Below are 12,446 nucleotides of genomic sequence, written 5' to 3'. Positions count from 1 at the left end.
CCTAATCGGTCTTGGACGGCCGTGGTGCCTCGGTGGTGCGATCGGGTCATGACCGACGAGCCCATGCCCGACCCCGCCGTGCGGGTGGCCGGCGCCCAGGAAATCGCCCCCGACCTGCTGGTCATCCCGAACCACCACGTCGGGCTGGTACCCAACATCGGCATCGTCGGCGGGACACGGGCCGTGCTCGTCGTCGAGACCGGCATCGGTAACGCCAACGCCGAGCAGGTCCTGGCCTTCGCCGCCGAGGTGGCGAAGGGCCGACAGTTGTACCTGACCACGACGCACTTCCACCCCGAGCACGCGTTCGGCGCACAGGTGTTCGCCCGCCAGGCCACCTACCTGGTCAACCGCGCCCAGGCGGCCGACCTGACCGCGAAAGGACCAGGCTACCTGGAGATGTTCCGGAGTTTCGGCGGATCGATCGCCGACCGGCTGGACGGCGTCCGGTTGCCCACCCCGGACGTGGTCTACGACGACGGGTACGACCTGGACCTCGGCGGACGGACCGTCCGGCTGCGGCCCACCGGCCGCGGGCACACCCAGGGCGACCAGGTGGTCGAAGTACCCGACGCCGGTGTGCTGTTCACCGGCGACCTGGCCGAGACCGGGCAGTTCGCCATCTTCCCGTGGTTTCCGCCGTACGACACGGATGTCTCCGGCGTGCGCTGGCTGGCGGTGATGGACCAACTGGCCGCCACCGCACCCCGTGTGGTGGTGCCCGGTCACGGCGACATCGGCGGGCCGCAGGTGCTCACGGACGTCAGCGACTACCTGCGCGAACTGCGTGACGAGACCTGGCGGCGGCGGGACTCGGCGATGGGCGAGGACGAGGTCGTCGCCGAGGTCCGGGCGGTGCTGATCGAGCGGCATCCCGAGTGGGCGGGCCAGGAGTGGATCGAGCGAGGCGTCGGCTGCCTGTGCGCCGAACACGTCAGTGCGGGGTGACGAAGCCGGACTCGTAGGCGGTGATCACGGCCTGGGTCCGGTCGCGGGCCTGTAGTTTGGCGAGCACGTTGCCCACGTGGGTCTTGACCGTCTGCACGCTCACGAAAAGCTCGGTCGATATCTCCACATTGGACAGTCCGGTGGCCATCAGGCGCAGCACTTCGGCTTCGCGCTCGGTCAGGCCCGCGTCCGCCAACGCGGGCCGTTGCGGCTGGCCGCGGTTGGCCGCGAGGGTTCGGATGGCCGCCGGGAACAGCAGTGACTCGCCCGCCACCACCACCCGGATCGCGCGGACGATCTCAGCCGGCCGGGCCCGCTTCAACAGAAAACCGCTGGCGCCGGCACGCAGGGCGTCGTACACGTAGTCGTCGTTCTCGAACGTCGTCACCACGATGATCTTCGGCGCCGGGTCCATGCGTTCGACGATGTGCCGGGTCGCCTGGATGCCGTCCACCACGGGCATCCGGACGTCCATCAGCACCACGTCCGGGGCCAGCGCGGTGACCGACGACAGCACCGCGGCGCCGTCCTCCGCTTCGCCGACCACCTCCAGGTCGTCCTCGGCGTTGATGATCGCCCGCAGGCCGGCGCGGATCAGCTCCTCGTCGTCGACCAGCAGCACCTTGACCATCGTTCAGCCCCCTGTCCGCAGCGGGATCGCGGCCCGCACCCGCCATGTCCCGTCGACCGGCCCGGCCGTGATCTGTCCACGCAGGACGGTGACGCGTTCCCGCATCCCCTCGATCCCCCGGCCGCCACCGCTCGTCGACACCCGCTCCCCCAACGGGTTCACCGCCTCGACCGTGAGCGTTTCGGCCTCGGCGGTCACGACCAGTGTGACACTCGCCCCTTCGGCGTGCCGCAGGGCATTGGTGAGACATTCCTGGACGATCCGGTACGCCTCTGTGGACACCGCGAACGGCACGGCGGCGAGGTCGCCCTTGATCCGCGCGTCGATCTCGACACCCGCGTCCCGCATTGTGCCTATCAGGCCGTCCATATCAGTCATGGTGTGGTGTGGCGAGGTCGACGGGACATCTTCGCGCAGCAAGCCGAGGACGTGATCCAGGTCGGCCAACGCACCCCGCGCCGCGTCCTCGATCGCCGCCAGCGCCTTGTGCGCGAACCGCGGGTCCGTGTCCAGTACCCGACCCGCGGCGCCGGCCTGGATCGTCACCACGCTCAGCGCGTGTCCGACGGAGTCGTGCAACTCCCGGGCAAGCCGGTTGCGCTCGGCCAACTGCTCGGTGCGGCGTTGCAGGGCGGCCAGGCGGTCGGCCGGCGTGGCGCCCAACAACATCGGCCCCAGCCTGGTCAGCGCCGCGCCGAACAGGTTGATGAGGTGGACGAGCAACAGAGCGGCGCCGACGCTCGCCAACGGCACCCACGCCGAGCGCCACCCGACCGGCACCGTCAGCTGGGTGTCGCCAAACCGGAACCAGACCCCGGTGAACGGCGCCGTGACCGACAGCACCAGCCCGAACGGCACGACAAGCGTCAACGCGCCGATGACGGCGCCGAGCACCACGTGCACCAGGAACCATTGGCACGTCTTCCACCGCGCCTCCAAGTTCGTGGCCCGCGCGGACGCCTGCTCGGGGATGCCGTGGCCGAGCAGTTCCCGCGCGGCGGTCCCGTCGACCACGCGCAACGCCGGGATGAACGACGTGGCCGCGGCCAGGCCGAGGATCATCACGGCCATCGCGACCGCCACCACAAGCGGCGCCCGCGCCGCGTCCCTGGGCAGCACGCCGTCCAGCACCGGCGGCACGAGCAGGACCGCCGCCAGGACGAACGGGACGATCAAGGCGGCCCCGAGGACCAGGTACGTCCAGCGGCGATAGGTCAGCCGCCGAACCACCGGGCCGAACACCCGTACCGCCACCGCTGCCACGCCCTGATCCTCACATGGACACCCAGAGGACGGGATCACTCCCGGGCGGGACGCGTGTCCACCTCGGGTTGGACACGTTCATGCGCCCGTTCGGTGGATCTGGTTGGGTTGCGTCCATGGGCTTCATCTTGATCGTCCTGACCGCGGTCTCACTGTTCCTGGTGACATGGATCCTGGTGGTGGGCGCCCGCCGCGTGCTCGGCGTCAAGGTCGGGGCGATCCGCGCGCTGGTCGCGTCCGCCGTGGGCTGGACCGGGGCCGGGCTGATCGCCGCCCGGATCCCGCAGTTCGACCAGGACAACTCGCCGGGCTTCCTGCTGTTCGTGATCCCGCTGTTCGGCGGGGCGCTGCTGGTGTCGGTGGCTGTCCTGTTCGTGCTGGAGGTGATCCGGCCGAGCGGCACCGGGCTGTGGTTCGTCGGCGGGATCAAGTCGATCCGCGGCCGGCTGTCCCGGGCCCGGCGGTACTCGAAGATCACCGGGATCGCCCTGCGGCACGGCCTCGGGCCGGCGTTGCGCGGCCGGATCAAGTCCGGGGACGACGCGCCACAACGGCGCGCGCAGTTGGCCCGCTCGCTGCGCGAGGCCCTGGAGGACGCGGGGGTGACGTTCGTCAAGCTCGGTCAGGTGCTGTCCACCCGGTCCGACCTGTTGGGGCCGGAGTTCATCCAGGAGCTGAGCAAACTCCAGGACAGCGTGTCACCGGCGCCCGCGGGCGAGATCGAGCGGGTCCTGCTCGCCGAACTCGGCGGGCCACCCACGGAGGTGTTCGAGTCGTTCGACGCCACTCCCCTGGCCTCGGCCTCGATCGCCCAGGTGTACCGGGCGACGCTGCCGACCGGGTCGGATGTGGTGGTGAAGGTGCAGCGGCCGGGAATCCGGGCCGTGGTCGAACGCGACCTGGACATCATGTACCGGCTCGCGCGGACGTTGGAGGAACGGACCAAATGGGCGCGGCGGCTCGGTGTCGTGTCGCTCGCCGACGGTTTCGCCGCCGCGTTGCTGGAGGAACTGGACTTCCGGGTGGAGGCCAAGAACATCGCCGCGGTCACCGCCGCGTCCACTAAGGACGGTGAGGTGAAGCTGCCCGGCCTGTACATGTCGTTGTGCACCGAACGGGTCCTGGTGATGGACCGGCTGGTCGGGGTGCCGCTGGGGGCCGCCGCCGGCCAGATCGAGGCCCGCGGCCTTGACCGGGCCGGGCTGGCCCGGTCACTGCTGCACACGTTGCTGCGCCAGGTGATGAGCGACGGCATCTTCCACGCCGACCCACATCCCGGCAACGTCATGCTGCTCGACGACGGCACACTCGGGCTGTTGGACTTCGGCTCGGTCGGCCGGCTCGGCGGCGCGATGCGGGCCGGCCTGATGACCCTGCTCGTGGCCATCGACCGAGGCGACGCGGCCGGTCTGCGGGACGGCCTGCTGGAGATCGTCGAACGCCCGGACGAGATCGACGAGCAACGCCTGGAACGCGCGCTCGGCCAGTTCATGGCCAAACACCTGGCCGGCGGGGCCGCGCCGGACGTGGAGATGTTCACCGACCTGTTCAAGATCGTCACCGGGTACGGGCTGGCGATCCCGCCGGAAATCGCGGCCGTGTTCCGCGCGCTGGCCACCATGGAAGGCACCCTCGCGGGCCTGGCGCCCGGGTTCAACATCGTGGTGGAGTCGCGGGCGTACGCGTCCATCCAGTTCACCGGGCAGATGGACCCGGGCTCACTGAAGCAGACCGCGACCCAGGAGCTGATGGCGTTGCTCCCGGTGCTGCGCCGGCTCCCGCGCCGGATCGACCGGATCGGCGGCGCGCTGGAGGAAGGCCGGCTGTCGGTGAACATCCGGCTGTTCGCCGACGAACGCGACCGGGAAGTGGTGAACAACATCGTCCACCAGGTCCTGCTGGCGTTCATCGGCGCCACCACGGGCATCATGTCCGTGCTGCTGCTCGGCACCACCGGCGGGCCACGGCTGGTCGCGGACGTCACGCTGTACCAGGTGATCGGCTACAACCTGCTGGTAATCAGTGTCCTCATCGGACTCCGACTGCTGTTCATGATCTTCCGAAACCAACGGATCTAACCCAACGCGCCCAGCGCATGAGAACGCGCCTAGCGCATAGGTGTGGCTGGCGCGCCCAGCGCATGGGTGTGGCTGGCGTGTTCTCTCTCCCGCCCGACCTGGGCGCAGCCCAACCACACGTGTCAAGAGGTCCGCCTACGCGACGTGAGTCGAGCGGCGGCGATACGGACCTCTTGACACGTGTGGTTGCCTCTGGCAGGTCGGGCGGGAGAGAGGACGCGCCCCCAACCAGCCCCCCACCAAAGCCGAATGCCCCATCAATGGGGCGACCCCTCTCTCCTGATCGATCTGCCGCCCGGCGAGGGCAGTCTTTGCATAACGAGCACTCGTTGTGAAAAGAGATGCCTTCGCCAGGCAGGCAGATCGACCAGGAGAGGAGGGGGACCGCGCCCTCTCTCCCGGCCAACCTGCCCGGAGGGAACCATGGGCGTCAAGGAGTGCGTATGGCTCCCGCTCGACTCGCGCCGCGTAGGCGCACCCCTTGACACCCATGGTTTGCAAAGCACAGGTCGGCCGGGAGAGAGGACACGAACCGCAGGTCTGTTGCGCGAGCACGCCCGATCTGCAGGACCTACTCATCTAGAGATGCTCGGCCAGTAGCTCCGCCAGGTGCTTCGCGCGGCGGCCGGCGAGGTGGTCCAGTTGGGTACGGCAGGAGAAGCCGTCGGCCAGGATCTCCTCGGCGTTCCGCACGGCTGGCAACAGCTTGCTGCGCGCGATCGACACTGAGACGTCGTAGTGTCCTTTCTCGACACCGAAGTTCCCCGCCATGCCACAGCATCCGCTGACGGACTGGACGTTCGCGCCGGCTTGTGCGAGCAGTTGGGCGTCCTTGTCCCATCCCATCACGGCGTGCTGGTGGCAGTGCGGTTGGGCGACCGCTTCGACGTGGTCGAGGCGTCCCGCCCAACCGTTGTCGGTCAGGAACTCGGCCAGGGTGTGCACGTCCACTTTCCGCGTGCGGACCAGGTCCCGGGCGTCTGACCGGAAGACCGCGGTACAGGACGGTTCGAGGCCGACGATCGGCACACCTTCCTGGCTCAACGACTTGACGGAGCGGTTGACGATCCGCCGGGCCGCGGTCAGCTGGCCGGTGGAGATCCAGGTCAGCCCGCAGCACAGGCCCTTGGCCGACAGCCGGACCTCGAACCCCGCGGCCTCCAGCACCGCGACCGCGGCCTTGCCGACCTCGGGGGTGAAGTGTTCGGTGAACGTGTCCACCCACAACACCACCGGCTGGCCGGGGTGCGCGGGGCGTTGCGCGAACCACTGTCGGAAGGTCTGGTTGGCGAACGCGGGCAGCGGCCGGCGGCGGTCGATCCCGGCCATCCGTTTGAGCGGTCCGGCCAGCGGTCCGCTCAGGATCCTGTTGGCGAGTCCCGGATTCCGGGACGCGAGCCGGGCCCATCGGGGCAACCAGCCGAGCGCGTAGTGCGCGGGCGGCCGTAGCCGTCCTTTGTAGGCGCGGTGCAGGACTTCGGCTTTGTAGGCGGCCATGTCCACGCCGGTGGGGCAGTCGACCGAGCATCCTTTGCAGGACAGGCACAGGTCAAGGGACTCTTTGAGCTCCGGCGCCCGCCAGCCGCCGGGTAGGGTGCCGTTCACCATCTCCTGCAGGACCCTGGCGCGGCCGCGGGTCGAGTCCTTCTCGTCCAAAGTGGCCAGATAGGACGGGCACATCACGGTGCCCGGGGTGTCCGCCCGGCACTTGCCCACCCCGTTGCAGCGGTGGATCTCACTGGCGAAGTCGTTGCCGTACGCCAGTTTCAGCACCGGCCGCGGGCCCGGCCGCAGGTCGGCGTCGAGCGGCCTCGGCCGGACGGCCACCCCCGGGTTCAGCACCTCGCCCGGGTCGAACACGGCCTTGACCGCGGCGAACGCGGCGATCGCCCGGGTGGAGTACATCAGCGGCAGCAACTCTCCCCTGGCCCGGCCGTCGCCGTGTTCGCCGGACATGGACCCGCCGTAGGACGCGACCAGCTTGGCCGCGTCCGTCAGGAACCTGCGGAAGACCCGCTTTCCTTGCCGCTCATGGAAAGGGAAGTCGATCCGGGCGTGCACACAGCCGTCGCCGAAGTGGCCGTACGGCATGCTGGCCAGGTTGTTGTCGCTCATCAGCCGTTCGAAGTCCCTGAGGTACTCGCCGAGCCGTTCGGGCGGGACAGCCGCGTCCTCCCAGCCCGAGTACGCCCGATGCCCCTGAACCGACTGGGACGACAACCCCGCGCCTTCCTCCCGGATCCGCCAGAGCGCGCTCGCGTGGCCGGGATCGGTGACCACCATGCTGTCCAACGCGGCCGAGTCGGCGATCACCCTGGCCGGGTCGGCGTCGGTGACCTCCACAAAAAGCCATCCGCGGCCGTCCGGAAGGTCCGGCACGGTCCCGCGCCGGGACCGCACCACGTCGACGATCCTGGCGTCCAAACCCTCGACGGCGATCGGGCGATGCGGCAGCAGCGCCGGAACCGCGTCGGCGGACGTGGCCATGTCCGGGTACCCGAGGACGATCAACGTGGTCTTGGCAGGCGCGACAACGAGGTTCACCGTCGCGCCGAGGACCATCGCGCACGTCCCCTCGGTGCCCACAAGCATCCTGGCCATGTTGAAACCGTTCTCCGGCAACAGGTGTTCCAGCGAGTAGCCGGACACCTGCCGGGAGAACCGGCCCAGTTCGGTCCGGATCACCCCCAGATGCGCGTTCACCACCTCGTTCAGCGCCGGCAACGGATCCGATGTGGACATTCGGCGGCCGGCGCCGGTCACGATGTCCATCGCCACCACGTTGTCCGCGGTCCGCCCGTACCCCAACGCCCGCGACCCGCACGCGTTGTTGCCGATCATCCCCCCGAGCGTGCACCGGCTGTGACTGGACGGGTCCGGCCCGAACCGCAGCCCGTGCCGATTCGCGGCGCGCTGCAACGTGTCCAGGACCACACCGGGCTCGACCACCGCGGTCCGGCCGGCCGGGTCGATCGACGTGACCGCCCCCAGATGCCGGGAGAAGTCCACCACCAGCCCCGTTCCCACGGCGTTGCCGGCAATCGACGTGCCCCCACCCCTGGACGTCACCGGCACCCCGTACGTCCGGCACACCTCCAGCGCGGCCACAGCCTCATCCACCGAACGCGGAAATGCCACCGCGAGCGGCGGAACCCGGTAGAGCGACGCGTCCGACGAGTACTCCGCCCGGCGGCGAGGCGACCCATCAACCTCGTCCACGTCTGCCCGCCGCAAAGCCGCGACCAACTCACCGCCGTCCATACCCACCGACGTTACCGAAGGTGAGGCAGCACCTCGGCGCCCAATCGCTGGATTGTCCGGCGGGTGATCTTGGGCTCACCGCAGCCGTCGACCATCAGGATGAAGTGGTCGATGCCGGAACAGCGGATGGTGTCCCGGAGGGTCGTGACGCAGTGTTCCGGGGTGCCGACCGGATGCATGCCGATCAGTTGTTCGGTGTACGCGACCGGATCGAGGTTACGTCTCGGTCGGCCGTCCACCGTTACGTAACCGGCCAGTCCCGGCCCCAGCCAGTCGGGCATTCGGGCGCGGACCTCCTCGACGTCGCCGACGTGGGCGAGCGCCGCCCCGATGTGCGCCGCCGGACCGCCGCCCGACTCGACGTAGTGGCTGATCATCGCAGCTTTGTCGGCGGCGGACAGGTCCATGCCCAGCAGCATCGGCAAGCCCAGCGAAGCCGCCACGGCGACCGTCGCGCGTGAGGTGCACGCGACCGTCACGGGCGGCCGTCCGGTTGGCGCCGGGACCAGGGGGACTTCACGGAACGTGAACCGGCCGGTGCCGCTGACGGTCGGTGAGCCGAGGGATTCCAGCAGGAGCCGGAGGCTTTCGGCGAACCCGTTCCGCCAGCGGTCCAGGCCGGTGCCGAACACCTCCAGGTCCTGCCACGGCCCGCCGCGGCCGACGCCGAGGTGCAGCCGGCCGCCGGACAGCTGGGTCAGCATGGTCACCTGCTCGGCCAACTGGACCGGATGGGTGGTCGACAGGACCGTCACGGCTGTGCCGACGGTGATCCGGCTCGTCCGGGCCAGGGCATGGGCGGCGAACGTGATCGCGGACGGGCAGACGCCGTAGGACATGAAGTGGTGCTCGGCGATCCACGCGTCGTCGAAGCCCGCGTCCTCGGCCCAGGTGACCGCGTCCGAGGCGCGCCGCAGGGCGTCCGCGTCGGTCTGTCCGGGGAAACGACCCGCCAGCAGGAACACACCGAACCGCCTGATGTACCGCATACTGGAGACCTCCGATGTCTAGCGAGGGGGTGGCCGTGGCCGTAACCGACGACGCGATCCTGCGGGTCCGGGAAATGATCATGTCCGGCGAGCTGAAACCGGGCGACCGGCTGCCGCGGGAGGCCGACCTGGCCGACCGGTTGGGGCTGTCCCGGAACTCACTGCGGGAGGCTGTTCGCGCGTTGTCCCTGGTCCGGGTGCTGGACGTGCGACAGGGCGACGGCACGTACGTCTCCAGCCTGCGGGCCAGCGAGCTGCAGGGCGCGCTGTCGTTCGTCCTCGACCTGCACCGCAGCGAGGAGTCGGTGCTGGAGATGCTGGAGGTCCGGCGGATCCTGGAGCCGGCCGCCACCGCGTCCGCGGCGCTCGGCGTGACCGACGAGGACATCGACGAACTGCGCAAACTGTGCGACGCCACCGAACAGGCCGAGTCGGTGGAGGAACTGGTCGAACACGACCTGCAGTTCCACCGGCGGATCGTGGCGGCGGCCGGCAACTCCTACCTCGTCCAGCTGTTGGACACCCTGGCGGGCCCGACCGTGCGGGTACGGATCTGGCGCGGCATCTCGCAGGCGGGTGTGGTCGACCGGACCGTGGCCGAGCACCGGGCGATCGTGGCCGCGTTGGCGGCCCGCCAGCCCGACCTGGCCCGCTCCTGGGCGACCGTGCACGTCGCCGGGGTCGAGCAGTGGCTGCGCGACCTGGGCTGACTACCAGGTCACCAGCAGCGTGCTGAGGCCGCCGGCCATGGTCCGCGGGTTCCAGTCCGGCTCCGCGTCCGGGTCGGCCAGGCGGAGCGTGGGCAGGAGGGTGACCAGGGCGGTGAGCGCGACCCGCAGCTGAAGCCTGGCCAGTGGGGCGCCGAGGCAGAAGTGGATGCCCCGGCCGAACGACAGGTGCAGGCCGGCGTCCGCGCGGGTCACGTCGAACCGGTCCGGGTCCGGGAACACGACCGGATCCCGGTTCGCCACGCCCAGCACGGGGAAGATCGCCTCCCCCGGTCGGACCGCGACGCCGGACAGCTCCAGCCCGGCCGACGCCATCCGGGGGAACGCGGCGTGCCCGAGGCCGACGTACCGCAGCAGCTCGTCGATCGCCCGCGGCACCAGCCCCGGGTCGGCCACCAGCCGGTCCCACTGGTCCGGGTGCCGGCCGAGCACCAGCACGGACTTGGCCAGCTGGCTGGACGTGGTTTCCTGCCCGGCGCCGAACAGCGACAGCATGGTCATCAGCAGCTCGGGCTCGGTCAGCCGGTCGGTGCCGTCCCGTACGTCCACCAGCGCGGTCAGCAGGTCGTCGGCCGGGTCGGCACGTTTGCGTTCGATCAGGTCCAGCAAGTACGTGGACGCCTCGGTCGTCGCCGCGTCCAGGTCGAGCGCCTCGGGATCGGTGGCCGCGTGCAGCCACGCATATAGCAGGTCCCGTTCGGGGAACGGCACCCCGAGCAGGTCGCAGAGGACGATCGCCGGCAACGGGTCGGCCAGCGACGCCACCAGGTCGGCCGGCGCGCCCTTGACCACCATGTCGCAGAGCAACTCGTCCACGACCTGCGCCAGCCGGGGTCGCAGCAGTTCGACGTGACCCGCGGTGAACGCCTTGGCCACCAGTCGACGCAGCCGGGTGTGCCTCGGTGGGTCCATATTGGACAACAGGTCCCCAGAGATCGACCCGGACATCGCCCCTGGGACGATCGTGGGCGCGCCCGGCCCGACACACCCCGCCCGGCTCAACGCCGAGTCGGTCAGCACCCGCCGGACGTCGTCGTAGCGGGTGGCCAGCCGGACCTGGCGCCCGCTGGCCAGCCGGACCCGGGGCACGGGATCGACGGCCTGCATCTGGACCGCCTGCGGCGCCGGATCCACCGAGCGAGGACCCTCGAACGGGAACAACGGAAGGGTCATGAGAACTCCACGGGTAAGGCGTCCAGCCCGCGCAGCGCGTGGCCGGTGCGCCAGGACAGTTCGTCTTCCGGTACCGCGAACCGCAGGTCCGGCAGCCGATCCAGCAGCACGCTCAACGCGACCTGCAGTTCCAGGCGCGCCAGCTGCGCGCCCAGGCAGTGGTGGATGCCGTACCCGAACCCGACATGCGGGTTGGGCTGCCGGGTGATGTCCAGTTCGTCCGGCCTGCGGAACACCCGCGGATCCCGGTTCGCCGAGTTGCGGTCCGCGTACACCGGGTCGCCCGCCTGGATCGTGCCGCCACTCAACTGCACGTCCGCCACGGCCCAGCGGGGGATGCCGACGGTCGCGGTGAGTGGCACGAACCGCATCAGCTCCTCCACCGCGCTGGGCAGCAACTGCGGCCGCTCCCTCAACAGCGCGAGCTGCTTGGGGTGGGTCAGCAGGGTGTGGACGAAGTTGGGGATCTGGGTCGCGGTCGTCTCGTAGCCGGCCGCCAGCAGGCCCGCGGCCAGGAACAGCAACTCCTCCTCGGTCAGCTTGCCGTGCCCGTCGCGGGCCACGACCAGCGCGCCCAGCAGGTCGTCCGTGGGCTCCGCCCGACGCTGGTGGACCAGTTCGTCCATGTACACCATGGCCGCGCCGGTGTGGGCGTCCCGCTCGGCCTGGGTCATCTCCGCGGTGGACAGGAACGCCCGCGCCCACAGCTCGAAGTCCGTCCGGTCGGCCGCCGGCACCCCCAGCAGCTCGCAGATCATGATCACCGGCAGCGGCAGCCCGAAGTCCGCGACCAGGTCCGCGGGCGACCCCTTCGCGACGATCCGGTCCGCCAGCTCAGTCGCGACGGCCAACGCGCGGGTCCGCAGTCGCTCCACGCGCCGCGCGGTGAACGCGCCCGCCACGAGCCTGCGTAGGCGCGTGAGGTTCGGCGGATCCAGGTCCATCAGGCCGCGCGTCTGGATGTACTCGGTCACCCGCGGTTCGTCGCGTCCCAGGCCGGCCGCCCGGCTGAACCGGGGATCGACCATGACCGTCCGGACATCCTCGTGTCGCGTCACGAGCCACGCGTCCCCGCCGTACGGCAGTCGCACCCGACACAGCGGATCGCGTTCCCTGAGGTCTTCGTACCTCGGGTCGAGCTCAAGGCCACGAGGGTCGCCGAACGGGTACGCCTGAACTGGGCAGTCATGCTGCACGGCCCGCATTACTGTCCTTCCTGATCGGGTCGGTTCGCCCGGCTAGCCTTGCCAATCCGGGGGCCGGTAGTAAAGCCAGTTGTAACGTGCCGTAACGCTGGTGTCGGCAAAACCGGCCTGTTACGTTCGGATGCTGTGGTCGACCGGTGCGCGGTGTGTGCGAACGCGCTCCCGGACGG

9 protein-coding genes are annotated in these 12,446 nt (G+C 70.2%); 3 read left to right on the top strand and 6 right to left on the bottom strand.

The genetic code is table 11. From position 1 onward, the window contains the following. Window positions 1-48: 48 nt before the first annotated feature. Complete coding sequence (locus EV192_RS38425) at window positions 49-948, top strand: MBL fold metallo-hydrolase (protein WP_132123558.1); 900 nt, start codon at window positions 49-51, stop codon at window positions 946-948. On the opposite strand, the gene EV192_RS38420 is transcribed toward EV192_RS38425, so the two are convergent. After that, the gene (locus EV192_RS38420) at window positions 935-1,579 is read right to left on the bottom strand and encodes a response regulator transcription factor (protein ID WP_132123557.1); all 645 of its coding nucleotides are present in this window, start codon (window positions 1,577-1,579) and stop codon (window positions 935-937) included. The two genes, EV192_RS38425 and EV192_RS38420, sit on opposite strands and share 14 nt — an antisense overlap. A gap of 3 nt (window positions 1,580-1,582) precedes the next feature. Then, entirely contained in the window at window positions 1,583-2,842 is a 1,260-nt protein-coding gene (locus EV192_RS38415; RefSeq protein WP_243727342.1) for a sensor histidine kinase, read from the bottom strand. Between the two features lie 116 nt (window positions 2,843-2,958). On the opposite strand from EV192_RS38415, the gene EV192_RS38410 reads away from it, so the two are divergent. After that, complete coding sequence (locus EV192_RS38410; protein ID WP_132123556.1) at window positions 2,959-4,920, top strand: ABC1 kinase family protein; 1,962 nt, start codon at window positions 2,959-2,961, stop codon at window positions 4,918-4,920. Window positions 4,921-5,499: 579 nt separating this feature from the next. Here EV192_RS38410 and EV192_RS38405 read toward each other — a convergent pair. Further along, window positions 5,500-8,181 (bottom strand): FAD-binding and (Fe-S)-binding domain-containing protein, encoded by a 2,682-nt coding sequence (locus EV192_RS38405; protein WP_132123555.1) that lies wholly within the window; start codon window positions 8,179-8,181, stop codon window positions 5,500-5,502. 11 nt (window positions 8,182-8,192) lie between these two features. Continuing rightward, the gene (locus EV192_RS38400; protein WP_132123554.1) at window positions 8,193-9,170 is read right to left on the bottom strand and encodes an LLM class flavin-dependent oxidoreductase; all 978 of its coding nucleotides are present in this window, start codon (window positions 9,168-9,170) and stop codon (window positions 8,193-8,195) included. Between the two features lie 35 nt (window positions 9,171-9,205). Between EV192_RS38400 and EV192_RS38395 the strand changes: the two genes are divergently transcribed. After that, window positions 9,206-9,880: a FadR/GntR family transcriptional regulator gene (locus tag EV192_RS38395; RefSeq protein ID WP_132123756.1), complete on the top strand. Its 675-nt coding sequence runs from the start codon at window positions 9,206-9,208 to the stop codon at window positions 9,878-9,880. Here EV192_RS38395 and EV192_RS38390 read toward each other — a convergent pair whose 3' ends face one another. Further along, window positions 9,881-11,071, bottom strand: coding sequence for a cytochrome P450 (locus tag EV192_RS38390; protein WP_132123553.1), 1,191 nt, complete (start codon window positions 11,069-11,071; stop codon window positions 9,881-9,883). It abuts the gene before it with no gap. Further along, the gene (locus tag EV192_RS38385) at window positions 11,068-12,276 is read right to left on the bottom strand and encodes a cytochrome P450 (RefSeq protein WP_132123552.1); all 1,209 of its coding nucleotides are present in this window, start codon (window positions 12,274-12,276) and stop codon (window positions 11,068-11,070) included. The genes EV192_RS38390 and EV192_RS38385 overlap by 4 nt, the downstream gene beginning before the upstream one ends. Window positions 12,277-12,446 lie beyond the last annotated feature (170 nt).

The organism is Actinocrispum wychmicini (assembly GCF_004345645.1).
Lineage (GTDB): Bacteria > Actinomycetota > Actinomycetes > Mycobacteriales > Pseudonocardiaceae > Kibdelosporangium > Kibdelosporangium wychmicini.
The sequence above is the reverse complement of the archived record's forward strand: the minus strand, read 5'-3'. Positions and strand labels throughout refer to the sequence as shown.

Bases quoted from the DNA above. Each gene is read 5' to 3' on its own strand.
- EV192_RS38405 (WP_132123555.1), bottom strand. From the start codon at position 8,181: ATGGACGGCGGTGAGTTGGTCGCGGCTTTGCGGCGGGCAGACGTGGAC.
- EV192_RS38390 (WP_132123553.1), bottom strand. From the start codon at position 11,071: ATGACCCTTCCGTTGTTCCCGTTCGAGGGTCCTCGCTCGGTGGATCCG.
- EV192_RS38400 (WP_132123554.1), bottom strand. From the start codon at position 9,170: ATGCGGTACATCAGGCGGTTCGGTGTGTTCCTGCTGGCGGGTCGTTTC.
- EV192_RS38425 (WP_132123558.1), top strand. From the start codon at position 49: ATGACCGACGAGCCCATGCCCGACCCCGCCGTGCGGGTGGCCGGCGCC.
- EV192_RS38420 (WP_132123557.1), bottom strand. From the start codon at position 1,579: ATGGTCAAGGTGCTGCTGGTCGACGACGAGGAGCTGATCCGCGCCGGC.
- EV192_RS38385 (WP_132123552.1), bottom strand. From the start codon at position 12,276: ATGCGGGCCGTGCAGCATGACTGCCCAGTTCAGGCGTACCCGTTCGGC.
- EV192_RS38410 (WP_132123556.1), top strand. From the start codon at position 2,959: ATGGGCTTCATCTTGATCGTCCTGACCGCGGTCTCACTGTTCCTGGTG.